Source organism: Comamonas sp. DB36 (genome assembly GCF_057914905.1).
Window position 1 is genome coordinate 3,943,855 of the sequence record NZ_CP196631.1, and the last position, 24,562, is coordinate 3,968,416.

The following is a 24,562-nucleotide window of genomic DNA, read 5'->3' on the forward strand; positions in this document are numbered from 1 at the left end:
TCATTCCTTGAAATAGACAATCTGGTGGCTGGTTGCAAGCAGGTAGCCGGCCTCGTTCCACAGCTGGGCTGTCTGGTCGAAAAAGCCGTTGCGAAATTCCTGGCCCCTGGCCTGGCCCAGTACATAGCCCGTGCCCGTGGTCTGCAGCTGGGCCTGGCTGGCATGAAAGTAGACCGTGATCGACACCGTGCCCGCGGGCACCTGGCGCGCGCGCCGCAACCAGACGCGGGGGAAGAATACATCCGCCAGAGCGGCCAGCGCGCAAAAATCCAGCGGCCGCGGCGGATCGTCGCGCATCCACAGCTGCGACAGGCTGGGGGCTTCGGCGCCATCCCAGTCCCGGGGCAGCGCGCCCTGCACGGGCCGCATCTCGTAGCGCGACAGCCATTCGACGCCAAAGCCCGGCGCAATGCGCTGCAGGTCGCCGGGTGCGGCCACTTCGGGCATGGGTTCGTCGGAGATGCTCCAGGTCTCGCGGCGCACCGCCGTCACTACGGTGGCCGTGGTCGTGACCACGAGCTCGCCTTCGGCATCGGTCTGCAGCACCGACAGCGTCCAGTGCTGGGTGGAACGGTTGGTGCGCACCGGTGTCACCTGCAGCGTGAACGCGCCGGCCGTGAGCGCGCCCGCGTAGTTCACCGTCAGCGACAGCGGCTCGCCCAGCCGCTGCGGGTGGTCCATCACGGCCTTGACCAAGGTCGCTGCCGTGATGCCGCCAAACGGCCCCACCATGTTCCAGTAATCGGGGCTGGTCTGCCCTTCGAGCTGCCCCGGGGATACCGGCTGCAGTTGCAATGCCAAATCAAGAGGATGGGTCATGGTCATGGAGCCAGTGTGATGTGCAAACCGCGCGAAGGCGGTCGTTTGGGTGACTTGCCACCCGCCTAGTGCCCTGGGCCCTTCGACAGGCTCAGGGCGAACGGGCGGATCACAATCTTTCGAAGATACCCGCAGCGCCCTGTCCCATGCCCACGCACATCGTCACCATGCCGTATTTGAGATTGTTGCGGCGCAGCGCATGCACCACGGTGGCGGCACGGATGGCGCCGGTCGCGCCCAGCGGATGGCCCAGCGCGATCGCGCCGCCCATGGGGTTGACCTTGGATGCATCCAGGCCCAGCGTGTTGATCACGGCCAGCGACTGCGCGGCAAAGGCTTCGTTGAGCTCGAACCAGTCGATGTCCTGCTGGTTCAGGCCGGCGTAGCGCAGCGCCGCGGGAATCGCCTCGATGGGGCCTATGCCCATGATCGCCGGCGGCACGCCCTTGCTGGCAAAGCTCACGAAGCGCGCCAGCGGCGTCAGACCGTAGCGCTTGATGGCCGATTCGCTGGCCAGGATCAGCGCGCCCGCGCCGTCGCTGGTCTGCGAGCTGTTGCCGGCCGTCACCGAGCCGCGCGCCGCAAACACCGTGCGCAGCTTGGCCAGGCCTTCAAGGCTGGTGTCGGGGCGCGCGCCTTCATCAAGCGATACCGTGCGCGTGTTGAGCGCGATTTCGCCGGTCGCCAGGTCGAGCGCGCGATCGGTGACGTCGATGGGCGTGATCTCGTCGGCAAACGCGCCCGCGGCCTGGGCCGCGAGCGCCTTCTGGTGCGAGGCCAGAGCAAACGCGTCCTGGGCCTCACGGCTCACTTTCCACTGCTGGGCAACCTTCTCGGCCGTCAGGCCCATGCCGTAGGCAATGCCCACGTCGCCCTCGCGCTCGAAGATGCTGGGCGACAGGCTGGGCGCATTGCCCATCATCGGCACCATGCTCATGCTTTCCACGCCCGCGGCAATCATCACATCGGCTTCGCCCACGCGTATGCGGTCGGCGGCCATCTGCACCGCCGACAGACCCGAGGCGCAGAAGCGGTTGACGGTGATGCCGCCGACGCTGGTCGGCAGGCCGGCAAGCACGGCCGCGATGCGCGCCACGTTGAGGCCCTGCTGGGCTTCGGGAATCGCGCAGCCGCAGATGATGTCCTCGATGCTGGCCGGGTCCAGCCCCGGCACCTGGGCCAGCGCGCTCTGCAGCGTGCGGGCCAGCAGGTCGTCGGGCCGGTAGTTGCGGAAAAAGCCCTTGTGCGAGCGGCCAATGGGCGTGCGCGTCGCGGCAACGATATAGGCGTCCTGGATCTGTTTCATGTTCTGTTCCTTCAGTTCCGCAGCGGCTTGCCGGTCGAGAGCATCCCCAGGATGCGCTCCTGGCTCTTGGGGTGGGCGATCAGCCCGCAGAACGCCTTGCGCTCGAGCTGCATCAGGTATTCCTCGCTGACCAGCGTGCCCGCGTCGACGTCGCCGCCGCAGACCACTTCGGCGATCAGCGTCGCGATGTATTGGTCGTGGTCGCTGATGAAGCCGCCGTCGCGCATGTTGACCAGCGAGCCGCGTATCGTCGCAATGCCGCTGCGCCCGGCGACCGGGAACAGCCGCTTGTGCGGCGCGCGCCAGCCGCCCGCGGCCAGCGCCCGGGCTTCATTGAGCGCGACAAACAGCACTTCGTCCTTGTGCGCGACGATAAGGTCGCTGTCGAGCAGATAGCCCAGCTGGCGCGATTCCAGCGCGCTGGTTCCCACCTTGGCCATGGCCGCGGCCGTGAAGCCTTCGGTCAGGAACGGCAGCAGGTCCTTGCCCGTGGAAGTGGCCGCGTTCTCGGCCGCGCGCCGCGCGATGTAGGTCAGGCCGCCCGCGCCCGGCACCAGGCCCACGCCGACTTCGACCAGGCCGATATAGCTTTCCATGTGCGCCACGCGGCGCGCGCAATGCACGGCCAGCTCGCAGCCACCGCCCAGCGCCATGCCGTGAATGCCCGCGACCACGGGCACCTGCGCATAGCGCAGGCGCAGCATCAACTGCTGCAGTTCCTGCTCTATGCTTTCAACGGCGTCGGCGCCACCGACCACAAAGGCCGGCATCGTTGCCTGCAGGTCGGCGCCCACGCTGAACGGCGCGTCGCCCGACCAGATGACAATGGCCGCGTATTCGGCTTCGGCGAGTTCCAGCGCTTCCATCAGCCCTTCCATCACGGCCGGGCTGATCGCGTGCATCTTGTTCTTGATGCTGGCAATCAGCACCTTGCCTTCGCCTTCGCCATCCAGCGTCCAGACGCGCAATGCATCGGTTTCGCTGAGCGTCGTGCCCGCGGTCTCGAAGCCCTCGCCGGCCTCGCCCAGCAGGCGCTCGGGAAACAGCTGGCGCGCATAGACCGGCAGCGCGCGGCGCGCGACAAAGGCCTTGCGCGCCGGGCTCCACGAACCTTCGGCGGTGTGCACGCCGCCGGCTTCGGCCACCGGACCTTCGAACACCCAGGCCGGCAGCGGCGCGCGGCTCAGCGCCTTGCCCGCATCGATGTCTTCCTGCACCATCTTCGCGACTTCAAGCCAGCCGGCTTCCTGCCACAGCTCGAACGGCCCCTGGCGCATGCCAAAGCCCCAGCGCATCGCCTGGTCGACGTCGCGCGCGCTTTCGGCAATGCTCTCGAGATGCACGGCCGCGTAGTGGAAGCTGTTGCGCAGAATGGCCCAGAGGAACTGACCGGCCGCGCCTTCGGCGTTGCGCAAGAGCTGGAGCCGCTGGGCCGCGGGTTTTTTCAGCATGCGCGCATAGACCTCGTCGGCCTTCTGCCCGCCTGGCACATAGTCTTCGCTTTCGAGCTCGAAGCGCAGGATGTCGCGGCCGACCTTCTTGTAGAAACCCGCGCCCGACTTCTGGCCCAGCTGGCCCAGCGCCAGCAGCTTCTCCAGCACCGCAGGCGTCGCATAGCTGGCATAGAACGGGTCGGTGTCGGCGTTGAGGTTGTCCTGCAGCGTCCTGACCACATGCGCCATGGTGTCCAGGCCCACCACGTCGGCCGTGCGGAACGTGCCGCTGGACGCGCGGCCCAGCTTCTTGCCCGTGAGGTCGTCGACCACGTCATAGGTCAGGCCGTAGTTCTCGACTTCCTTCATCGTTGCGAGCATGCCCGCGATGCCTATGCGGTTGGCAATGAAGTTGGGCGTGTCCTTGGCACGCACCACGCCCTTGCCCAGCGTGCTGGTCACAAAGGCTTCGAGCTGGTCGACCACGTGAGCGTCCGTGCCCGGCGTGGCGATCAGTTCCACCAGCTGCATGTAGCGCGGCGGGTTGAAGAAGTGGATGCCGCAAAAGCGCGCGCGCATGGCTTCGGGCAGGGCTTCGCTGAGCTGCGTGATCGACAGGCCCGAGGTGTTGCTGGCGACGATGGCGTGCTTGGCGACGAAAGGCGCGATCTTGTGATACAGGTCGGTCTTCCAGTCCATGCGCTCGGCAATGGCCTCGATGATCAGATCGCAGCCCTTGAGCAGCTTCATGTGCTCTTCGTAGTTCGCGGGCTGGATCAGGTCGGCGTCGGCGGCCACGCCCAGCGGCGAGGGCTTGAGCTTCTTCAGATTGGCGATGGCCTTTTCGGCAATGCCGCTCTTGGCGCCCTCCTTGGCGGGCAGGTCGAACAAAATGACCGGCACCTTGACGTTGACCAGATGGGCGGCGATCTGCGCGCCCATCACTCCGGCGCCGAGCACGGCGACTTTCTTCACAGGAAATCGTGACATCTTGGGTTCCATGTAATGCACCGGCCCGCAGCGCGGGCGGGTGGAAGCAGGTGGCTTATTGAACGCGGACCCAGGTCTGGGTACGGCCGAACGGCCCTATCGAGCCGCGCGCATCGAGCTTGCTGCCGCTGTCGGTGGGGGTGAGGCGCAGCGTGTACGACTTGCCGGATTCGGGGTCGAGGATCTTGCCGCCCTCCCACACATCCTTGCCTTCGGCCTTCGTCGCGCCGCGGATGATTTCCAGGCCGACCATGGGCTGGTCCTTGCGCTCGTCGGTGCAGGCCGTGCACAGCGCCGCGGGGTCGGCGCCCTTGCGCAGCAGCTTCTCGACGCGCCCGCTGAGCACCCCGCCCTGCTCGGTGATGCGGATCTCCGACTTGGGCTCGCCGGTCTTGTCGTCGACACTTTTCCACAGGCCCACGGGCGTCATCTGCGCCCAGGCGGGCGCGGTGATTGCCATGCAGACCATGGCGGCGAAAGCTTTGAACATAGGCACCTCCTCGAAGAAAAAGGCAAGAGTCCGCAGCGCCGCCTCAGGCCAGCGCGGCGTCGGTGTCCATCAGCACGCGGCTGCCGGCGCGCGCGGTGCGCATCAGCGTCGCGGTCTCGGGGAACAGCTTGGCGAAGTAGAAGCGCGCGGTCTGCAGCTTCGCGAGGTAGAACGGGTCGGCATTGCCCTTGGCAATTTCGCGCAGCGCGACCTGGGCCATGCGCGCGAACAGGTAGCCGAACACCAGATGGCCGGCAACGCGCAGGTAGTCGACCGAAGCCGCGCCCACTTCGTCGGGGTTCTGCATGCCCTTGAAGCCGATCTCGGTGGTGAACTTGGTCATCTGCTCGCCGAGCAGCGCGATCGGGTTGATGAATTCGGCCATCTTCTCGCTGACGCCCTCTTCCTCGACCAGCCGCCCCACGAGCTTGCCGAGTTTCTTCAGCGTCGCGCCCTGGTTGCCCAGCACCTTGCGGCCCAGCAGGTCCAGCGCCTGGATGCCGTTCGTGCCTTCATAGATCATGTTGATGCGCGCATCGCGCACGAACTGCTCCATGCCCCATTCCTTGATGAAGCCATGGCCGCCGTAGACCTGCTGGCTCAGCGTGGTCGCGGTCCAGCCGTTGTCGGTGATGAAGGCCTTGACGATGGGCGTGAGCAGCGCGACGAGTTCGGCGCTGTCCTTGCGCACTTTCTCATCGGGGTGGTGCAGCTCCTTGTCGATCAGCACCGAGCAGAAAGTGGACAGCGCGCGCCCGCCTTCGGCATAGGCCTTGGCCGTGAGCAGCATGCGGCGCACGTCGGGGTGGACGATGATGGGATCGGCGGGCTTGTCCTTGGCCTTGGTGCCCGACAGGCTGCGCATCTGCAGCCGGTCCTTGGCATAGGCCAGCGCGTTCTGGAACGCGACTTCGGTCAGGCCCAGCGACTGGTTGCCCACGCCCAGGCGCGCGGCATTCATCATCACGAACATCGCCGCCAGGCCCTTGTTGGGCTGGCCGACCATGGTGCCCACGGCGCCGTCGAGGTTGAGCTGGGCCGTGGCATTGCCATGGATGCCCATCTTGTGCTCCAGCCCGCCGCAGAAGATCGGATTGCGCTCGCCCAGGCTGCCGTCGGCGTTGACCAGGAACTTGGGTACGACGAAGAGGCTGATGCCCTTGGAGCCCACGGGCGCATCGGGCAGGCGCGCGAGCACCAGGTGCACGATGTTGCTCGTGAAGTCATGCTCGCCGGCGCTGATGAAGATCTTGTTGCCCGTGAGCTTGTAGCTGCCGTCGGGCAGGGGCTCGGCCTTGGTGCGCAGCAGGCCCAGGTCGGTGCCGCAGTGGGCTTCGGTCAGGCACATCGAGCCGGTCCACTCGCCGCTGGTCAGCTTGGGCAGGTAAAGCTGCTTTTGCGCGTCCGTGCCATGCGCATGCAGGGCTTCGTAGGCGCCATGCGACAGGCCCGGGTACATGGTCCAGGCCTGGTTGGCGCTGTTGAGCATCTCATACAGGCATTGGTTGACGACAAATGGCAGGCCCTGGCCGCCGTAGTCGGGATCGCAGCTCAGCGAGGCCCAGCCGCCTTCTACATATTGGGCATAGGCCTGCTTGAAGCCCTTGGGCGTGGTGACTTCGTGGGTGTCGCGGTTGAGCGTGCAGCCTTCTTCGTCGCCGCTGATGTTCAGCGGAAAGATCACATCGCTGGCGAACTTGCCCGCCTCTTCGAGCACCGCATTGACGGTCTCGGCGTCGACCTCGGCATGCCGGGGCATGGCCTTGAACTCCTGCGTGACCTCGAACACTTCGTGCAACAGGAACTGCATGTCACGCAGAGGCGGTTGATAGCTGGGCATGTATCGTCTCCTTTTATCGATGGTGATGTGATCGGTCCGCGACGCGCGCTTCAGGTGCTGAAGCGCGCCAGAATGTTCTCGAAGCCCTGGTGCGCACGCTGCAGCGCGCCCTGGGCGCGCAGGAAGCGGGCTTCGTAATGCAACGCCAGAATGAGCCCATGGACTTCAAAAAGCAATTGGGCTTCATCCGCATCTGCGCGTAAGTCGCCATGCTCCCGGCATTGCAAGATGGTGCGGCGCATGGCCGCATGCCAGGTGCGGACCGAGTCGGCGAGCGCGTCGCGCACCGGGCCGGTACGGTCATCGAACTCGACCGCGCCGCTGATGTAAATGCAGCCCGAGTCCAGCTCGACCGAAGTGCGTTTCATCCACAGGTCGAATAGCGCACGCAGGCGCGGCAGGCCGCGCGGCGCCTGCATCGCGGGGTAGAACACTTCCTGCTCAAAGCGCAGGTGGTATTCGCGGACCACGGAAATCTGCAATTCCTCGCGCGAGCCGAAGTGGGCAAAGACGCCCGATTTGCTCATGCCCGTGGCCGCGGCCAGCGCACCTATGGACAGCCCTTCGAGCCCGGCCTGCGACGCCAGATGCAGCGCCGCATCGAGGATATGGGCCTTGGTCTGCTGGCCTTTGTGCAGTCCGCGCACTTCGCTGCGTGCGCTGGGAGAAGGGTCCGACAGGGTGGAAGAAGAAGGCATGGAAAAAAATAAAACGAACGTTCGTACTATTTTGCACCACAATCGCCTGACCTCAATGCACCACAGGGGAAAGTACTTAGGCGCTTGACCTGGCCACCCCCTGCAGCGCTTGCCATGCCGCCGCGATGCCGACCGCAGCGGCAAGGTCAAAGCCCGGGCCCCGGTCCCATCCCATGCTGAAATATTTTCACACCATCCGGTGCACCGCCCGTATGAGCATGAAAGGAGTGCCATGACACGCCATCTTCCACTTGCCAGCCTGACTCTGGCGTTAAGCCTTTGCGCGAGCGCCTGGGGCCAATGGACCCCCATCTCGCAAAGAAACACCCCGCTCGCCAACGTCCCGGGCGCCGCCCAGGTGCAGCCGCAGATCGCGGCCACGGCCGATGGGCATTGGTGGGTCAGCTGGTTCGGACTGATTCCGCAGGGTCCCTCCCCCCAGGGCTACGATGTCTTTCTGCAGCGCCTGGGCCCGGATGGCAAGGAACAATTTCCGCACCAGGGCCTGCTGGTCGCCAATCTGGGCCTTGGCTGGACTGAAGAATATGGCCTGGCGACCGACGCGCAAGGCAATGCCCTGCTGACCTTCCAGGACGACCGCAGCAACCCGCAGGCACGCGCCATCGCCGCGACCAAGATCGACCCCGCGGGCAAACCGCTATGGCAGGCGCAGACCGCACCCTCGGGCCATGCGCCGCATATCACCACCCTGCCAGACGGCCATTCGGTCATAGGCTGGAGCATGGACAACGAAAACAGCGTGCGCCTGCGCAAGCTCGATCCCCAGGGCCAGCCGGTGTGGAAGTCCACCAGCGGTGCCGCGCTGGACTTCGTTCTGAGCGATCCCAACTACAGCTACAGCCTTGCCGACCTGAAGGCGACCAGCGACGGCAGCGTGATCGTTTCCTTCATCCGCAGCCGCGGCTTTTCGGGCGCCAAGCACCTTTATGCGAACAAGATCTCGCCCAGCGGCCAGTTGCTGTGGGGCCCCGCCCATGTGAATGTCTTCGACGCAGGTTCGCTGCAACAGGGCAACTTTCCGCACTTCGTGCTAGACGGCCAGGGCGGTGCGGTCTTTGCCTGGTACAGCATCGCTCCGCAGCTTCAGGTCCATGCCCAGCATATCCAGGCCAATGGCAGTCCGGCGTTCGCGCCCGGTGGCGTGGCGGTTTCAACCAACCTTCAGCAGGCACGCACCAATCCCTCGCTGACCTACCAACCGTCCACGGGCGAGACCACGCTTTTCTGGACCGAACTCGACAGCGCGGTGGAACAGAACCGGCGCGGCCTGTATGCGCAGAAGCTCGATGCGCGCGGCGCGCGCCAATGGGGAGAAACCGGACGCCCGATTCAGCCCTTGGGACACCAGGACATCAACAACCTGCGCAGCGTCACGTTCAACGATGGAACGCTGGCTTTCTGGGTACAGTCCATCGCCGGCCAGCACGACAGCATCCAGGCCATCAAGCTCGATGCCGCAGGCACCGCACTGTGCCCGCAGTTCGCGGTCTCCACGCGGCCATCGGCCAAGTCGCGCCTGGTCAGCCACGCGTCGGCATCGGGCAAGACGCTGATCGCCTGGGAAGACCAGAGCCAGGACCAGGGCTCCGACATCTATCTGCAAAGCGTGACGGCCGACTGCAAGCTGGGACGCTGAAACGGGCCGGCCCGGCATCAGATCATCAGCGACAGGCTCTCTTCGAGGTGCTCGGTGGGCAGGCGGCGAAAACCCGAGCGAGAGAAGCGCTGCAGCCGGCCGAGTGCAAACGAGGTCAGCACGCTGGCCGCGACCTGCGCATCGACCGTGGGCTTGGCCGAGCCGCGCGCATCGGCAACGGGACGCAGGCACTGACGCAGCGTGGATTCGATGCGATCGAAGAACTGGTTCATGCGCTGCTGCAGGCGTTCGTGTTCGAACACCAGCGCATCGCCGACCATGACGCGGGCCATGCCGGGATTGCGCTCGCCGAACTGCAGCACCAGCGCGATGACGCGCGCAGCCTGGCGCGCGCCATCGATGCTCGGCTGATCGGGATCGGCGACATCGCGGCCGACGATCTGCTGCACCAGCGTGAACACCGATTGTTCGATGAACTCGATCAGGCCTTCGAACATCTGCGCCTTGCTGGCGAAGTGCCGATACAGCGCAGCCTCGCTCACTTGCAGGTGGGCGGCGAGCGAAGCGGTGGTGATGCGTTCCGCTCCAGGCTTCTCCAGCATGGTCGCCAGCGCTTGCAGAATCTGCTCGCGCCGCTCGCCCGGCTTGGGGCGCTTGCGGGTGGCGGGCGCTGCGGCAGCGGCGGCATCGCTCTCGCCATCACTGACGACAGAGAGAAAAGAGGAGGAGAGGACTTCAGACTCAGACATAGGCAATCAGGAATTTGTAAATAATTCTCTCACAGCCACCCGCTCCCATGTCCTACTGTTTTCACGCTGAATGGTCTTGACATTTATCTTCGCGCCTGAGCAGCCTTGCCGCACGGCCGGCCCTGTGCCGGCTCGCGCGCGCGCCAACCCAGCGCTTCAAGCCGCCGCAGCGGGCTCTGGCGGAAACACCAGCAGCACGCGCAGTCCCACGCCCTCGGCGCCTTCGCCCAGCACCAGACGGGCCTGGTGCAGCTGGGCGATCTCGTCGGCAATCGCCAGTCCCAGGCCTGAGCCTTCACCGCAAGCGCCAGGCAGACGGTAAAAGCGCTGCACGATGCGCGTGCGCTCCGCTTCGGGCACGCCCGGGCCGTCATCCTCGACTTCGAGAAAGGCGCCGTCCGCACCCATGCCGCTGCGCAAGGTCACGCGCCCGCCTTCGGGGTTGTACTTGAGCGCGTTGTCGACGAGATTGCTCAACAGCTCGCGCAGCAGCCAGGCATGGCCCCAGACGCTGGCCGGCTCGACTTCGAGGCCGAAATCTATGTTCTTGGCCGCGGCCTGTTCGAAGAAGGCTTCGAGCAGACTTTCACAAAGGTCCTTGAGGTCCACGCGCTGCAGCGGCTGCGACTGCGCATGGCGCGCGTCGGCACGCGACAGCGCCAGCAGCTGGCGCGCGAGCTGCGAGGTGCGGCGCGTGGCGTCGCGCAGCTGGTGGATCTGCGTGGCGCTGAGCACCAGCGAGCGCTCGCGCGGCCGATCGGGCGACAGGTCTACCGCATCCGCGGGTGCGGGCGCCGACTGCACCATCAACGCCCAGGCTTCGACCTGGGCCTGCAGCGCCGCGAGCGGCGTGCGCAACTGGTGCGCGGCATCGGCAACGAAGCGCCGCTGCTCCTGGGCCTGGGCATCGACCAGCGCGAACAGCCGGTTGAGCGAGCGCAGCAGCGGCCGCACCTCATCGGGCGAGGCGGCTTCATCGATGGGGCTCAGGTCGCGCGGCGAGCGGCGCTCGACGGCGTCGGCCAGCGCCACCAGCGGCTCGAACGCCTGGCGCACCGACCAGTAGATCGCCAGCCCTGCGGCCGCGATCAGCAGCACGTTGGGCAGCAGCACGCGCAGCAGCAATTGCTGCGCCCATTGCTGGCGCGCATCCGAACCGTCGGCCAGCGCCACCACCATCTCGCCAGCGCCCGCGGTCTCTACGCGCAGCACGGCCACGCGGTACATGATGCCCGCGAACTCCTGGCTGTGGAATTCAGCCACGCGCGTGCTGGGCACCTCGACGCGTATCCAGGTATCGCCCGCGAGCACCCGGCCCTTGAGGTCGGCAATTGCATAGCCGGCCTCGTTCTGGCGCTGGCGCAGAAACTCTTCGACCATGGGCGGCAGCATCAATACGGGAGGTGATTGGCCGTCGAGCGAAGGCGCGAGCACGGCTTCGGCAAGCGCGGGCAAATAGCGCATCAGCCGCTGGTCGTGCTGGCCCGCGGCCGCTTCGGCCGAGCGGTAGGCGAACCACGAGCCCATCAGCGCCAGCACGCTCAGCGGCAGCACCAGCAGCAGCAGCAGCCGAAAGCGCAGATTCGAGGTCATGGCTCAGCCTGGCGCCGGGGCAGCCGCCTTCAGGCGCCGCCCGCGACCAACTCCAGCCGGTAGCCGAAGCCACGGATGGAGCGCAAGGCCACGCCATAGGGCTCGATCTTGCCGCGCAGCCGCGAAGCATAGACTTCGACCGCATTCGGCGTGATTTCCTTGTCCCAGCCCGTCAGGGCCTGCAGCAACTTGTCCTTGCTCGCCGGCTTGGGCGCGTGGATCAGCAGGTATTCCAGCACCGTCCACTCGCGCGGACCGAGATCTATGGGCTGCAGATGGCTGCCTTCGGCAGAGTCATCGGCCACCCGCGCACCGACGCTGCGCGCCGCCGTATCGAGCTCCAGAGGCCCGAATGTCAGCACTGCCGTGGTCGCGGCCTGGGAGCGGCGCGCGAGCGCGCGCAGCCGCGCGAGCAACTCCGGCAACTCGAAAGGCTTGACCATGTAGTCGTCGGCGCCCATGTCGAGCCCCTGCACGCGATCGAGCAGCGCGTCGCGCGCGGTCAGGATCAGTATGGGCATGGCGGCGCTGTCCATGCTGCTGCGGCGCAGGCGCTGCGTGAGCTCCAGGCCGCTGAGGCCAGGCAGCCCGATGTCGATCACCGCCAGGTCGAACGATTCATTCGCCAGCACTTCAAGTGCGCGCTCGGCGCTGCCGACCCAGTCGACCGCATAGCCGGCATCGCTCAGGCCGAGCTTGACGCCGCTGGCCACCATCACATCGTCTTCCACCAGCAGCAGCCGCATGTCGAATCTTCCAATGCATGGCCCCGCAGGGCCCAGGCCACGTTCAGTGGCTGCGGATCATCGTGCCGTAGGCCTGGTCCGTGAGAATTTCGAGCAGCATGACATGCGGCACGCGGCCGTCGATGATGTGCACCGCGTTCACGCCGGCCTTGGCCGCGTCGAGCGCGCCCGCGATCTTTGGCAGCATGCCGCCCGAGATCGTGCCGTCGGCAAACAGCGCGTCGATTTCACGCGCCGTGAGATCGGTCAGCAGATTGCCGGCCTTGTCGAGCACGCCGGGCGTGTTCGTCAACAGCATCAGCTTTTCGGCCTGCAGCACCGTGGCCAATTTGCTGGCCACGACATCGGCGTTGATGTTGTAGCTTTCGTTGTCTTCGCCGAAGCCGATGGGGCTGATCACCGGAATGAACGCGTCATCCTGCAAGGCCTTGACCACGCTGGGGTCGATCGCCACGATGTCGCCGACCTGGCCCAGGTCATGCTCGATGCTCGGGTCCTTGTTGTCCGCGAGCTTGAGCTTCTGCGCCCGGATCAGCCCGCCGTCCCGGCCCGTGAGGCCCACAGCCTTGCCGCCTGCCTGATTGATCAGACCGACGATGTCCTGCTGCACTTCGCCGGCCAGCACCCACTCGACCACTTCCATGGTTTCGGCGTCGGTGACGCGCATGCCCTGGATGAACTCGCCCTTCTTGCCCAGACGGTTGAGCGCGGTTTCAATCTGCGGGCCGCCACCATGCACCACCACCGGATTGATCCCGACCAGCTTGAGAAGCACCACATCCTCGGCAAAGTCGGCCTGCAGGGCCGGGTCGGTCATGGCGTTGCCGCCATACTTGATGACCATGGTTTTGCCATGAAACTTGCGGATATAGGGCAGAGCCTGGGCAAGGATTTCGGCTTTGTCGCGCGGGGCAATGGAGAGGATATCGTTCATGGTGCAGGCCGTGTGGCGGGAAGTAGTCAACAACAAGCGGGGCATTGTGCCGCAACTGCAGTGTCGCAGTGCGCTCTGGGGCCCGCCGAAACGGTAAAGCGGCTCACTTCTGCAGCCAGCCCGGCACCTTGAAGCGCACGATAGCCAGATAGGCACAGACGTAGCTGATCATAAACAGGGCGCAAAAAGCAATCAGGACCCACGTATTGCGCCAGAACAGCACGGCCGGCAGCACCGTGAGCAGCGTGAACGCCCAAAGATAGGGCGAAGTGCGATTGTTGCGCATCAGCATCTGGCGCGATTCATCATCGTGGAAGACTCCCCACACGATACGCCTGTAGACCAGTTGATGGAAATGCAGCGCATCGGCCATGCCCGGCGAGTCGCCGCGCATGAGCTTGCGATAAATGGAGAACACCGTCTCCCAGACCGGGTAGATCAGCAGCAGCATGGGAAACCAGGGCGAGACCTGCGCATGGCGCTGCACCAGCAGAATGCTCGAGAAAGCGATCACCACGCCCCAGATATAGGCGCCGCCGTCGCCGGCGAACAGCATGCCGCGCGGATAGTTCCACACCAGGAACCCGCCCGTGGCCGCTGCCGTGCTGAGCAGCAGCGCGGCCAGCGCGCGGTCTCCGACCTGCAGCGCCACATGGGCCAGCGCCAGGCAGATGATCACCGCCACCATGCCCGCGAGTCCGTTGTAACCGTCGATGATGTTGAATGCATGCGGCAGGCCGGCAATCGCCAGCAGCGCGATGCCCATGCCTATCCAGGGTGCCCAGGCCAGCACGCCATCGATCCAGGGCAGGTCCAGCCGCGGCACGCCCAGATCGAGCAGCCAGATACCGAGCACTCCGGTCAAGCCCGTGAGCAGCAGGCGGTAGCGCACCGAAAGGCGTTGCGTCAGGTCTTCTGCCAGGCCACCAATCACCGCGGGCATGATGGCCAGCATGAACCAGCCGACCCAGATCTTCATGCGCAGCGCGGACAGATCGCCGAAGAAAGCCGTTGAAATCATGCCCGCGCTCCAGCTCAGCAGCAGGGCCACCATCACGGCCAGCCCGCCTATGCGCGGAACATCACCGAAGTGAAAGCGCTGCGGCATGTCTTCGCCGTAGACCACGTGGTGATCGCCTGACCAGCGCACGATCATGCCTCCCGAGATCAGGGCGAAAAAAAATGCAATAGTTGACAACCAGATCATCAAAGCCCTAATTCTTCGTTTTCATACAACGCCATGCACACCCCATGGCGGCAGGGGCACTGCTTCACGTCATCCTGCGCCATCCACAAGGATTGCGTCTTTTCAACCAAGGCGCCGCTGTTTCTTCCACCAGGCCTGCCAGAAGACCGGCGAAGTCCACAGTCTCAAAAGACTGCTCACATGCCAGAAAAAATGCCGTGCATTGCGGTGGCTCGCCCTTTGCCCGGCATGGCCCACCGTCACAGGGGCCGCAACCAGTTTCCAGCCCAACAGGCGCAAGCGCAGACAAAAATCGACATCCTCGCAGTACATGAAATACCGCACATCAAACCCGCCGAGCGCTCGCCACACTTTGGATGGCAGCAGCAAAAAAGCGGCATTGACCCAGTCCCTGCCGGTCTCTGGTCTTCTGCGAGCGTACCGCATCAGCAACGAAAAGAAAGTAGGAATATCTCTTTCGATGTCCTGCAACTTTCCGTCTTCATCGATTTGCCGAGGATAGATACAACCGGCGCAATCCGAGGAAGCCGCATACAAAAGGCGCTCGAAGATGTCATTATCAAACAAGACCACATCCGGATTCATGATGCAAAAGAAATCTTCCCTTGCATTTTTGAGCGCCTCGTTGTGATTCGCCCCGAAACCTTGAGGAAAATCGTTTCTGACGACTTCCAATGAAAAAGACCATCCCGCGTCGGGCTCGCGCGGCATGGCCTCGGGAACGTTCTGCGTCAGAATGACCCTGGCCACATGGGGTGACGATATCTCCGACAAGCGGTGAAGCAAGGAATCTACCAACACGCCATGTTGATGACTAACAATAGATACAGCAATTCCGCTCATCGATACCGCCTAATAAAAAACCAAACCGGTAAATTCTTCCTAGGCAATATTCCCAAGGCCAGAATTTCACACCGTATCCAAGGCAGCCCTACTTCTTCCCATGACGCATTTTCATACGCAGCACTTTCAAGTGGTTTGCGAGAAAGAACACCAGGGATAGTGTCTTGCGATGGAACCAGCCCAGCTCCTTGGCGCTGTCCACGGCCGCAGTCCACTGAACCCGGCGGACGAAACTGAATATCTCACGCCGCCTTTTGTTATTGAATGGCGAAAGAAAAATCGTTGTCAACGACGGAAAATTGTTTCTCGAAAAAACTTCCCCAAAACCAAAAGCATCATGCTGAGGCGTCTGCATGAAGATCTTGGCCAAAATATTTGGCGGCGACCGCCTGAAGCCTTCCCACACTTTCATGGCACTTTCGCGCAACTCCGTTGCCGAGACCACATAGGCATTCAGATAGGGCGCCCATTGGGCACAGGAAAACAATACGCCTTGCTGGAATTTATGAGAAAACTCGAAGTAAGCGACATTTTCATCGGAAGATATCTCCCTAACGGGAAGCACCTTGCCATTTTCTCTTGAATAACCAACGACACTGCCATGGGGCGAGGAACAGACCATCTCCATCGCAGAAAACACCTCAAACAGCTTGTTGAGATCGCTTTCCACTTCTTCATGTGGACCATAGGCACTCTTGGTCACATTCAGCGGCTGGGGATTGACAAATGAGCGCAGGCCCAGATACATGCCGTGGAAATTTATCAGTGGCGCCGCGAGTGCAATATTGTCTTGAATAGTACCGCGCCAGCCGATATCGACCACTCCCACATTCATTCCATCAATGACTCCATGCTCGGCCAGCAAGTCCTTCAAAAGAAGCTTGTTCTTCTGCACCGATGCTGTCACTGCTTCATAGAAAGCGGGCTGGGCGAAAAGCGCTCGCAATCGCGCGTCGGAAGAAGGGTTCTCCACCATTTCATCGACACGCAATCCCAGCTGAGCCAGCGTCGCCGAAAAATCACTTGTTGCGACATCCAGCATCGCAAAAAGAGCGGAAACCCGCTGCACGCCAAAAATGGACCATGCACGTGATACTTCTTCGAAGTCAGCCCGTCCCAGCGAAGCGGAAAAAGTGGATATTCTGCTGACAGGAAAAATGGAAGATTCAGGCAGTCTTATGCCCGCAAACATTCCATCGGCAAAAATCTTCGAATACATCGCATGAAAGAACTCTCCTTCACGCGTCAAGAATATTATTCTGTCGAACTTTCTCAAGACCGCCTGCTCGGCAATCCAGAGTGCAAACCCCATGAAAAGTGGTGCAGCCTCTACACCTAGGAAAAATGTCTCGTCGCTGCTTGCCTTGTCCGCAAGCTCCAGGGAACTTTCCTTGCAAAGACCGTGCACATGCGAAAAAAGTGCTTGACGCGATGAGAACAGATGTTCGCGCGACATTCTCTTTTCATGCTCCACGGAAGGCAGGAATCGAACGGCTTCGATTCCGAATTTCCCTGGAGAATCCACATCGGACCACTCATTGTCACCGACATGGATATGCTTGGCACCATCGACATTCAATGTAGACTGGACATGCTTGAACAGATTACCCGACCGCTTGTTGCGATTGACATCACAGGAAGATATGCCGCCAGAAATCACGTCATCCAATTGATGTGCAGCGAGCAAACGCCCCAGCATCTTGGAGTTCATGTAGAAATCCGAAAGAAAAATGGTCCTCTCGGCCGGATATTTCGCCAGAAAATCCAGGATATCGGGATCGCGATAAGTTCGAGCAATCTCAACGCTCAACTCGTATTCAGCCAGTTCTGCCGGCAGCCGCGAATCAAAGCTGCCTTGCCAGGAAATATCGAGCCACGCTCTCAGGACATCGGTAATTTCATACTCATCGTCATCGCCACGCTGGCGCGCAGCATTTGCAATGCGTTTTTCGGCGTCAAGTCTTGCCTCATACAGACTCCACATGTCCTGGAAACCGGCCTTCAGTTCCCGCGCAGCAGTCATCGACAGGTAGCGGGCGGTCGCCAGCTTGATGCATTCCGGATGGCAGTCGCGACGCAGCAGGGTGTCCCACACGTCCACCGTTCGAAGTTCGTACATCAGTAAGTCTTTCTTCCCTGCAAGACAATCTCAGCAACGGTCTCCATCTGCTTGACCGCACGAGTGAATGCGGGCGGGAATTTTGCGGCAATGGCGCTGATTTTGTGACGTCGCACGATACCGGGGTTATTCCTCAGATGCTCTTGCTCGTCACTTACATATTCTGAAAATGCCTGCGCAGACAGAGTACGAAGTATTTCTGCATCGCCTTCTTGCTCACCAAGAACGATATTGACCCAGGCCATGAATTCCGCAGAAGCGGCTTCCCAGGAAGGCCATTTTTCGGCGGTCTGGATTGCACCTTTCTTGAGTGTCTCAAGAGCGGCTGCATCCGTCAAAAGTGTCTTCAGCGCAGCGACGACGCCGTCCGCATCGCCTCTTTTGACAACGCGTGCATTGTGCGCATCCACGATGTATTCATCATGTCCTGTGACGTCGTAGACGATGGACGTGCCGCCGCAGTGGAATATTTCCAATGGTGGGCCGAACATTCCCTCTACCGTGCTGAGCTTGACCAGGATGTCGCAGGATCGATAAATGTCTGCAGTCTCCATCATGGGAACGCGGGAAAACACCCGCGATGCACCAGGCACCCAGCGAACCGGCGACCCTGTAAGCACCCAGATATCGCGCGCACCCGCCTCGCGCGCCAGGCGCAAGGCAAGCGCGGTATTCTTGAACTTGACGCCAAAATGGCCTTCAATCAAGACGCGCGGTTGTTTCTTCGGGCGATCGCTGATTGCCGTGCCCACGGTCTTGTAGACGTCCTTGCGGATACCGTTGCGAACCAGGGCCGATGTCTTCCCATATTTTTCCCCAAGGTATTCCTTGATCCAGCCCGCTTCGGTCAGGAAATGCACAGGGAATTTGTAAGTCGCATCGACCAACGCCCGCAAAGGGACATCAGTCTCAGGATAGAACCGGGACTCGATGGACTGCACGAAATAGGCGTAGTGCTTGGCCTTGAAGTTACCGAGTTCAAACGCGGTCTTCCACCAGGTGGCAATGACCAGATCGAATTCTTCCGACTTTGCCTGTTCTATGGGTATGCAATGCAACTGGCTTGCCTGATCATGCCAGCTCAGCGTTGCAGCAGTAAAAGCCTCCTGAACTGCGAGCGTTACATCAAACCCGGCCGAACGAAGATAATTGGCATGTTGAATGATGACATAAGTTCCCCCGCTTATAGCCATCGATCCAATCAGAAAACAAATTCTTGGATTACTCATACATCTTTACCCTGCACCGTTTTCTGGATTTACCCGGCTTTGACGGATGCGAACAAACTCATAAACCGAAGCCATTCCCGGCACCGCATTGCGTCGAATCGTCAACCAAGGCCAGAATCCCAGTTGCGACGGACGACGCAGCAGCACCAGATTCCATGTGAATTTTATTTTCTTCAGAAATGGAACCGACTTCTCCTCACCACCGAAAGAGGATTCTTCAAAAACCCCGAAATTTTCGACATGGGATACAGAGAAAATCCACTCAATCTCTTTTTTCGTGGGCTTGAAAACCATTCGACCATGGCGGCTCATTGCCAGCTTGAGCAAATCACTATCTGAAAGCTTGGCGGCGCTCATAGTGACGGCAAGCTTCTTGAACTTCACCATCAAGTCCCGGGAAACAGGTCTTATAAATTCAGCGATCATCGCCGCATCGGTGACTTCGTCCTCGATGACCGACACACCCGTGGATTTGGAAAAAACATATCGGCGCGCCGACCCGTGGTCGGCATGCAAGATCACCTCATAAAGCGACCGGTTCTCATTGAAGACATGGAACCCTGGTGTGCGCCCTTCCGTGGAAGAGAAGAGCAAACCCGCCTTGGTGTTTTCAGCCGTAGTCGCCCCAGGCGCGATAAGCCCCACGTAGTATCCGTGGACTTTTGCCCCGCTACCTTTTTCCTTGGAAAACCAATGGTAGACGTTGTCTTGAATGGATCCCTTCCAGCCCACGTCAACCACATGCAGGTCTGTCGGCAATTCCGTGGCACCCAGCAAGGATTTCACGTATTCCGAGAATGCAAAGCTGCGTTCAAGGCGTTGGCTTTCATATGCGTCTTGAAAAGCCGGGAGTTGAAGCATCTTCAAGAACCGTTTGTCCGTCGGCAGATCGGAGCTGACCTCAGCCAGCGCATCGACGCCTATCCCCATCTCCCGCGCAAACAATTCTGCCGATTCGACCAGATCCAGGCTCTTGAGAAAATCCAGTATGGAAATGCGGCGATACTGCCTGAACAATACATCAAAACCTTCCTGATGCAATGGCCCAAGCGACAACAGAAAAGTCGAACGACGGGAAACCTTCAGGTAATGTGATTTTATTCTTTTCTCAACAATCAGTGTCGATTGATAAAAATCAAACATTTCCTTCAACAACTGGCCTTCGCGCGCGAAAAAGAAAACATCTTCAGCCTTGCGCTGAATCAATATCTTATAAAGCCTATCCACAAACAGATAGAGACCGTAAAAAATATCAATGAAAGGTACTTCTCCGTCCTTTTTCTTCACCAATTCATTCACAGCAACTTTCCTGTTCTCATTTAAATTCCGCGGCATTCACGAAGGCCAGGGTATACCCGGTCAGCCGTTGAAAATGCACGCGCGAACAGCGCAGGACATCTTGACAACCATGGCGTTCATTCGAATACCTCGGCGTCCGCCCAGGCCGATGCCAAGGCATCCTTGCCCGAAAGGCTGGGTGGCTCGCTCAAAGGCCATTCGATCGCGAGCTGCGGGTCGTTCCAGGCGATGCAGCGCTCGTGCCCGGGAGCGTAGTAACTGGTGGTCTTGTAGAGGAAATCCGCGGTATCGGTGAGCACCACGAAGCCGTGCGCAAAGCCCGGCGGCACCCACAGCTGCTTGTGGTTCTCCGCGCTGAGTTCCGCGCCGACCCACTGCCCGAACGTGGGCGAACGGCGCCGGACATCGACGGCGACATCGAACACCGCGCCCTGCACCACGCGCACCAGCTTGCCCTGTGCATGCGGCGGCAACTGATAATGCAGGCCGCGTAACACGCCCTTGGTGCTGCGGCTGTGGTTGTCCTGCACAAATTCGTATTGACCGCCCGTGGCGGCGTCGAACAGCTTCTTGTTGAAGCTCTCGAAGAAAAAGCCGCGTGCGTCGCCAAACACCTTGGGCTCGAACAGGATGACGTCCGGGATCGCCAGTGGAGTCGCGTTCATGCACTCACCTTCTCTTTCAGCAAGCGCAGCAGATACTGGCCGTAGCCGTTCTTGGCCATTGCCTGGCCCAGGCTCTCGAGTTGCTTGGCATCTATCCATCCCTGGCGGAACGCAAGTTCCTCGGGGCAGGCCACCTTGAGGCCCTGGCGGTTTTCGAGCGTGGCGATGAACTGCCCGGCTTCCAGCAGGCTTTCATGCGTGCCGGTATCGAGCCAGGCATAGCCACGGCCCATGATCTCCACCTGCAGCTGACCCTGTTCCAGGTACATGCGGTTGAGGTCGGTGATCTCGAGTTCGCCGCGCGCCGAAGGCTGCAGGCGCTTGGCCATTTCGACCACCTGGCCGTCGTAGAAGTACAGGCCGGTCACCGCATAGTTGCTCTTGGGCACGGCGGGCTTTTCTTCGAGCGTCAGCACCTTGCCCGAAGCATCGAAATCGGCGACGCCGTAACGCTCGGGATCCTGCACGTGGTAGGCAAAGACGCTCGCGCCTTCGTCACGCACGCTGGCGCGCGCCAGCAGATGCTGGAAGTCGTGGCCGTAGAAAATGTTGTCGCCCAGCACCAGCGCGCTGGGCGCGCCGCCCAGGAACTGCTCGCCGATGATGAACGCCTGGGCCAGCCCGTCGGGACTGGGCTGCACCGCGTAATCGAGGCGCAGCCCCCACTGGCTGCCGTCACCGAGCAACTGCTCGAAACGCGGCGTGTCCTGGGGCGTGCTGATGATCAGGATTTCGCGTATGCCCGCGAGCATCAGTGTGCTCAGCGGGTAATAGATCATCGGCTTGTCGTAAACCGGCAGCAGTTGCTTGCTGATGGCCAGCGTGGCCGGATGCAAGCGGGTGCCCGAGCCGCCGGCCAGGATGATGCCCTTGCGTTGTGTCATGTTTATTTACAAAGTTTCGTCGAGCATGCGGACCACGCCCTGCTGCCAGTCAGGCAGTCGCAGGTCGAAGCGTGCCTGCAGGCGCGACGTGTCCAATCGGGAGTTCAGCGGCCGCTGCGCAGGGGTGGGGAAGGCACTGGTGGGTATGGGCGCGATCTCGCTGACGCGCAGCGGCAACTCCGGGCGCAGGCTGCGCGCGGTCTCGATCACGAACCGGGCGTAGGCATGCCAACAGGTCTGGCCCGAAGCCACGAGATTGTACAGGCCCAGGTCCTGCGGCGAATGGCCCACATGCCGTATCGCATGGGCGGTGACATCAGCGATCAGATCGGCGCCCGTGGGCGCGCCCCATTGGTCATCGATGACCGTGAGGCGTTCACGCTCTCCCGCCAGGCGCAGCATGGTCTTGGCGAAATTGCCGCCGCGCGCCGCGTAGACCCAGCTGGTGCGGAAAATCAGGTGCCGGCAGCCGGACGCGACAATCGCCTGCTCGCCTTCGAGCTTGGTGCGGCCATAGACCGACAGCGGAGCTGTGGGGGCATCCTCGGAGCGTGCCTCGCTGCCGCTGCCGTCGAACACATAGTCGGTGCTGTAGTGCACCAGCAACGCGCCCAGCGCCTGCGCTTCGCGCGCCAGCAAGCCGGGCGTGGTCGCATTGAGCAGGCGCGCGAGCTCCGGCTCGGCCTCGGCCTTGTCGACAGCCGTGTGCGCGGCCGCATTGACGATCACGTCGGGGCGCAGTGCACGCACGCTGCGCGCCACGCTTTCGGGATCGGCGAAATCGACCGCGGGCGTGCCCTGGCGGCTCAGGGGAATGACTTCGCCAAGCACGGCCAGGCTGCGCTGCAGTTCCCAGCCGACCTGGCCCGTGGAGCCCAGAAGAACGATTTTCATGCGCTGGCGTATTGAGTCTGCACCCAGTCCCGGTAGGAACCGCTTTGCACCTGCGCCACCCATTCGGGATTGTCCAGGTACCACTGCACCGTCTTGCGGATACCGGTCTCGAAGGTCTCGGCCGGCTTCCAGCCCAGCTCGCGCTCGAGCTTGCGGGCGTCGATCGCGTAGCGGCGGTCGTGGCCGGGCCGGTCCTTGACATAGCTGATCTGCGCGCGGTACGACTGGCCGTCGGCACGCGGGCGCAGCTCATCGAGCAAGGCACAGACCTTGTTGACGATCTCGACGTTGGGCATTTCGTTCCAGCCGCCGACGTTGTAGGTCTCTCCCAGACGGCCGGCCTCGAGCACGCGGCGAATGGCGCTGCAGTGGTCCTTGACGTAAAGCCAGTCGCGCACCTGCATGCCGTCGCCATAGATGGGCAGCGGCTTGCCGGCCAGGGCATTGACGATCATCAGCGGAATGAGCTTTTCCGGGAAATGCAGCGGACCGTAGTTGTTGCTGCAATTGGTGGTCAGGACCGGCAGACCATAGGTATGGTGCCAGGCGCGCACCAGATGGTCGCTCGCGGCCTTGCTCGCCGAGTACGGGCTGTTGGGCTCATAGTTGTGCGACTCGGTGAACGCCGGGGCATCGGGCGCCAGGCTGCCGTAGACCTCGTCCGTGGATACATGCAGGAAGCGGAATGCGGTCTTGGCTTCGCCTTCGAGCTCGCTCCAATAGGCGCGCACCGCCTCGAGCAGGCGGAAGCTGCCGACGATGTTGGTCTGGATGAAATCCTCGGGACCATGGATGGAACGGTCCACATGGCTTTCCGCGGCGAAGTTGACCACGGCGCGCGGCCGGTGCTTGCGCAGCAGCTCGGACACCAGGGCGCTGTCGCCAATGTCGCCCTGCACGAACACATGGCGGTCATCACCCTGCAGGCTCGCAAGGTTGTGCACATTGCCCGCATAGGTCAGTTTGTCGAGGTTGACGACCGGCTCGTCATGCACCGACAGCCAGTCAAGTACGAAATTGGCACCGATAAAGCCTGCGCCGCCTGTGATCAGAATCATGGGTGGTGTATATAAATGCCTCTCGGCGAAGCTTTCAATTATCTCATTGACGCATTAATGTGTGCACCAATGCGAGTCACCAGCGGTAATCCGTGCAGCGCGATGAATCCGTGCGGCATGCCCGGGCCCTGGCCGCCCGCGATCGCCGCACGCAAGGTCCGATGGCGCCAAGCCGTCAAGCAGCGGGTTCATGCTCCTGGGCCCAGCCTGCGCAGACATGCCCGCTCAGGACAAATCCTCACAAACTCGCCAGAGTCAGCGCCAGTTCAGGCAGTCCAGCGCTGCGCGGCAATCACCAGCAGGCCATCGAAGATCAGGTTGTCTGTCAGCTCGAACGGACGCGACATGCTGGGCGCCATTTTCCAGCCCGCGCCACCGGCCATGATGCAGGCCGGCGCTTCGCCGCAGCGTGCGCTCAGATGCTGGTAGATGCGCTCCACGGCACCGGCGATCGCATAGGTGCCGCCACTGGTGAGCGCATCGCTGGTATTGGTCGGGAACAGCGTGACCTCGCCCGTGGGCACATGCAGGCCTGCGGTACCGGTCTCGAGCGCGCGCAGCATGATGCCGTGGCCGGGAAGAATCAGTCCGCCTAGGAAGTGGCCTTCGGCGTCCAGCGCATCGACCGTCACCGCCGTGCCCACCATCACCACGACCAGCGGCCGAGGCGGGCCCTGGCGCAGCACCTGGTGGCGCGCGCCTATCATCGCCACCCAGCGGTCGGCGCCCAGGCGTGTCGGGTGGTCGTAGCCGTTGATCACGCCGGCTTCGGCCACCGAAGGCACGACCCACTGCGGCACGACATCCCAATCCGCCATCTGCTCGATCTGCTGCTGCACGCGGCGCATGACCGCATCGCCCGCGACCACGCAACCGAGCATGCGATCGGGCGCGGGCAGGCCCGCCCAACCGGTTTCCGCCAGTTGATCGATGTGTTCGAGGAATTCGGCGCCATGCGCCAGCAGGTTGGCGCCAGGGTGCGCCGCGTCGTACATCGCCCATTTGAGACGGGTGTTGCCAACGTCGATGGCCAGAAATGTCATGCGGCGAATTATGCGGAGTTTTGCCCCGGCCGGGGGATTCGCGCGGCCGCGCGTCGTCTTATTGGCGTCGGACGCAAATGTATTGAAATGTCTTGACAAGTCGTT

General features: G+C 62.2%; 21 protein-coding genes. 1 reads left to right on the top strand and 20 read right to left on the bottom strand.

All coding sequences use genetic code 11. The features are described 5' to 3' along the window. The 6 genes from ACSVDO_RS18470 to ACSVDO_RS18495 all read right to left on the bottom strand — a co-directional run bounded on the left by ACSVDO_RS18470 (position 1) and on the right by ACSVDO_RS18495 (position 7,576). On the bottom strand, positions 1–825 hold the full coding sequence (locus ACSVDO_RS18470) for an acyl-CoA thioesterase (RefSeq protein WP_489593900.1): 825 nt from the start codon (positions 823–825) through the stop codon (positions 1–3). Between the two features lie 103 nt (positions 826–928). Next, on the bottom strand, positions 929–2,125 hold the full coding sequence (locus ACSVDO_RS18475) for an acetyl-CoA C-acyltransferase (protein ID WP_489593901.1): 1,197 nt from the start codon (positions 2,123–2,125) through the stop codon (positions 929–931). Positions 2,126–2,136: 11 nt separating this feature from the next. Then, entirely contained in the window at positions 2,137–4,548 is a 2,412-nt protein-coding gene (locus tag ACSVDO_RS18480) for a 3-hydroxyacyl-CoA dehydrogenase/enoyl-CoA hydratase family protein (RefSeq protein ID WP_489593903.1), read from the bottom strand. 55 nt (positions 4,549–4,603) lie between these two features. Continuing rightward, positions 4,604–5,038 carry a DUF2147 domain-containing protein gene (locus ACSVDO_RS18485; protein WP_489593905.1) on the bottom strand — a complete coding sequence of 145 codons (435 nt, stop codon included), beginning with the start codon at positions 5,036–5,038 and terminating at the stop codon, positions 4,604–4,606. A 43-nt stretch (positions 5,039–5,081) separates the two neighbouring features. Next, a complete protein-coding gene (locus tag ACSVDO_RS18490; RefSeq protein WP_489593907.1) occupies positions 5,082–6,878 on the bottom strand; it encodes an acyl-CoA dehydrogenase C-terminal domain-containing protein in 1,797 nt (598 codons plus the stop codon). A 50-nt stretch (positions 6,879–6,928) separates the two neighbouring features. Beyond that, positions 6,929–7,576, bottom strand: a complete 648-nt coding sequence (locus tag ACSVDO_RS18495) for a TetR/AcrR family transcriptional regulator (RefSeq protein ID WP_489593909.1) — start codon at positions 7,574–7,576, stop codon at positions 6,929–6,931. A gap of 232 nt (positions 7,577–7,808) precedes the next feature. On the opposite strand from ACSVDO_RS18495, the gene ACSVDO_RS18500 reads away from it, so the two are divergent. After that, the gene (locus tag ACSVDO_RS18500) at positions 7,809–9,233 is read left to right on the top strand and encodes a hypothetical protein (protein ID WP_489593910.1); all 1,425 of its coding nucleotides are present in this window, start codon (positions 7,809–7,811) and stop codon (positions 9,231–9,233) included. Positions 9,234–9,250: 17 nt separating this feature from the next. On the opposite strand, the gene slmA is transcribed toward ACSVDO_RS18500, so the two are convergent. The 14 genes from slmA to ACSVDO_RS18570 form a co-directional block, all read right to left on the bottom strand. Continuing rightward, the gene (gene slmA, locus ACSVDO_RS18505) at positions 9,251–9,943 is read right to left on the bottom strand and encodes a nucleoid occlusion factor SlmA (RefSeq protein ID WP_332538747.1); all 693 of its coding nucleotides are present in this window, start codon (positions 9,941–9,943) and stop codon (positions 9,251–9,253) included. Positions 9,944–10,099: 156 nt separating this feature from the next. After that, positions 10,100–11,536, bottom strand: coding sequence for a sensor histidine kinase (locus ACSVDO_RS18510; protein WP_489593913.1), 1,437 nt, complete (start codon positions 11,534–11,536; stop codon positions 10,100–10,102). A 29-nt stretch (positions 11,537–11,565) separates the two neighbouring features. After that, complete coding sequence (locus ACSVDO_RS18515; protein ID WP_332538744.1) at positions 11,566–12,282, bottom strand: response regulator transcription factor; 717 nt, start codon at positions 12,280–12,282, stop codon at positions 11,566–11,568. 43 nt (positions 12,283–12,325) lie between these two features. Further along, positions 12,326–13,216, bottom strand: a complete 891-nt coding sequence (gene argB / locus ACSVDO_RS18520) for an acetylglutamate kinase (RefSeq protein ID WP_213294358.1) — start codon at positions 13,214–13,216, stop codon at positions 12,326–12,328. 103 nt (positions 13,217–13,319) lie between these two features. Beyond that, on the bottom strand, positions 13,320–14,423 hold the full coding sequence (locus ACSVDO_RS18525) for an MraY family glycosyltransferase (protein ID WP_489593916.1): 1,104 nt from the start codon (positions 14,421–14,423) through the stop codon (positions 13,320–13,322). Between the two features lie 102 nt (positions 14,424–14,525). Next, on the bottom strand, positions 14,526–15,266 hold the full coding sequence (locus ACSVDO_RS18530) for a glycosyltransferase family 2 protein (RefSeq protein WP_489593918.1): 741 nt from the start codon (positions 15,264–15,266) through the stop codon (positions 14,526–14,528). An 88-nt stretch (positions 15,267–15,354) separates the two neighbouring features. Beyond that, entirely contained in the window at positions 15,355–17,385 is a 2,031-nt protein-coding gene (locus tag ACSVDO_RS18535; protein WP_489593920.1) for a hypothetical protein, read from the bottom strand. After that, positions 17,385–18,614: a glycosyltransferase gene (locus ACSVDO_RS18540; protein WP_489593922.1), complete on the bottom strand. Its 1,230-nt coding sequence runs from the start codon at positions 18,612–18,614 to the stop codon at positions 17,385–17,387. Before ACSVDO_RS18540 ends, ACSVDO_RS18535 begins: the two co-directional genes overlap by 1 nt. Before the next feature lie 6 nt (positions 18,615–18,620). Then, positions 18,621–19,913: a hypothetical protein gene (locus ACSVDO_RS18545; RefSeq protein ID WP_489593924.1), complete on the bottom strand. Its 1,293-nt coding sequence runs from the start codon at positions 19,911–19,913 to the stop codon at positions 18,621–18,623. 116 nt (positions 19,914–20,029) lie between these two features. Further along, entirely contained in the window at positions 20,030–20,578 is a 549-nt protein-coding gene (rfbC, locus tag ACSVDO_RS18550) for a dTDP-4-dehydrorhamnose 3,5-epimerase (RefSeq protein WP_489593926.1), read from the bottom strand. Beyond that, entirely contained in the window at positions 20,575–21,462 is an 888-nt protein-coding gene (rfbA, locus tag ACSVDO_RS18555; RefSeq protein ID WP_489593928.1) for a glucose-1-phosphate thymidylyltransferase RfbA, read from the bottom strand. The genes rfbC and rfbA overlap by 4 nt, the downstream gene beginning before the upstream one ends. 6 nt (positions 21,463–21,468) lie before the next feature. Beyond that, on the bottom strand, positions 21,469–22,356 hold the full coding sequence (gene rfbD / locus ACSVDO_RS18560; RefSeq protein ID WP_489593930.1) for a dTDP-4-dehydrorhamnose reductase: 888 nt from the start codon (positions 22,354–22,356) through the stop codon (positions 21,469–21,471). Further along, positions 22,353–23,414 carry a dTDP-glucose 4,6-dehydratase gene (gene rfbB / locus ACSVDO_RS18565; protein ID WP_332548372.1) on the bottom strand — a complete coding sequence of 354 codons (1,062 nt, stop codon included), beginning with the start codon at positions 23,412–23,414 and terminating at the stop codon, positions 22,353–22,355. The genes rfbD and rfbB overlap by 4 nt, the downstream gene beginning before the upstream one ends. Before the next feature lie 266 nt (positions 23,415–23,680). Then, on the bottom strand, positions 23,681–24,457 hold the full coding sequence (locus tag ACSVDO_RS18570) for a type III pantothenate kinase (RefSeq protein ID WP_332538979.1): 777 nt from the start codon (positions 24,455–24,457) through the stop codon (positions 23,681–23,683). Between the last annotated feature and the right edge of the window lie 105 nt (positions 24,458–24,562).

Bases quoted from the DNA above. Each gene is read 5' to 3' on its own strand.
- ACSVDO_RS18470 (WP_489593900.1), bottom strand. From the start codon at position 825: ATGACCATGACCCATCCTCTTGATTTGGCATTGCAACTGCAGCCGGTA.
- ACSVDO_RS18475 (WP_489593901.1), bottom strand. From the start codon at position 2,125: ATGAAACAGATCCAGGACGCCTATATCGTTGCCGCGACGCGCACGCCC.
- ACSVDO_RS18480 (WP_489593903.1), bottom strand. From the start codon at position 4,548: ATGTCACGATTTCCTGTGAAGAAAGTCGCCGTGCTCGGCGCCGGAGTG.
- ACSVDO_RS18485 (WP_489593905.1), bottom strand. From the start codon at position 5,038: ATGTTCAAAGCTTTCGCCGCCATGGTCTGCATGGCAATCACCGCGCCC.
- ACSVDO_RS18490 (WP_489593907.1), bottom strand. From the start codon at position 6,878: ATGCCCAGCTATCAACCGCCTCTGCGTGACATGCAGTTCCTGTTGCAC.
- ACSVDO_RS18495 (WP_489593909.1), bottom strand. From the start codon at position 7,576: ATGCCTTCTTCTTCCACCCTGTCGGACCCTTCTCCCAGCGCACGCAGC.
- ACSVDO_RS18500 (WP_489593910.1), top strand. From the start codon at position 7,809: ATGACACGCCATCTTCCACTTGCCAGCCTGACTCTGGCGTTAAGCCTT.
- slmA (WP_332538747.1), bottom strand. From the start codon at position 9,943: ATGTCTGAGTCTGAAGTCCTCTCCTCCTCTTTTCTCTCTGTCGTCAGT.
- ACSVDO_RS18510 (WP_489593913.1), bottom strand. From the start codon at position 11,536: ATGACCTCGAATCTGCGCTTTCGGCTGCTGCTGCTGCTGGTGCTGCCG.
- ACSVDO_RS18515 (WP_332538744.1), bottom strand. From the start codon at position 12,282: ATGCGGCTGCTGCTGGTGGAAGACGATGTGATGGTGGCCAGCGGCGTC.
- argB (WP_213294358.1), bottom strand. From the start codon at position 13,216: ATGAACGATATCCTCTCCATTGCCCCGCGCGACAAAGCCGAAATCCTT.
- ACSVDO_RS18525 (WP_489593916.1), bottom strand. From the start codon at position 14,423: ATGATCTGGTTGTCAACTATTGCATTTTTTTTCGCCCTGATCTCGGGA.
- ACSVDO_RS18530 (WP_489593918.1), bottom strand. From the start codon at position 15,266: ATGAGCGGAATTGCTGTATCTATTGTTAGTCATCAACATGGCGTGTTG.
- ACSVDO_RS18535 (WP_489593920.1), bottom strand. From the start codon at position 17,385: ATGTACGAACTTCGAACGGTGGACGTGTGGGACACCCTGCTGCGTCGC.
- ACSVDO_RS18540 (WP_489593922.1), bottom strand. From the start codon at position 18,614: ATGAGTAATCCAAGAATTTGTTTTCTGATTGGATCGATGGCTATAAGC.
- rfbC (WP_489593926.1), bottom strand. From the start codon at position 20,578: ATGAACGCGACTCCACTGGCGATCCCGGACGTCATCCTGTTCGAGCCC.
- rfbA (WP_489593928.1), bottom strand. From the start codon at position 21,462: ATGACACAACGCAAGGGCATCATCCTGGCCGGCGGCTCGGGCACCCGC.
- rfbD (WP_489593930.1), bottom strand. From the start codon at position 22,356: ATGAAAATCGTTCTTCTGGGCTCCACGGGCCAGGTCGGCTGGGAACTG.
- rfbB (WP_332548372.1), bottom strand. From the start codon at position 23,414: ATGATTCTGATCACAGGCGGCGCAGGCTTTATCGGTGCCAATTTCGTA.
- ACSVDO_RS18570 (WP_332538979.1), bottom strand. From the start codon at position 24,457: ATGACATTTCTGGCCATCGACGTTGGCAACACCCGTCTCAAATGGGCG.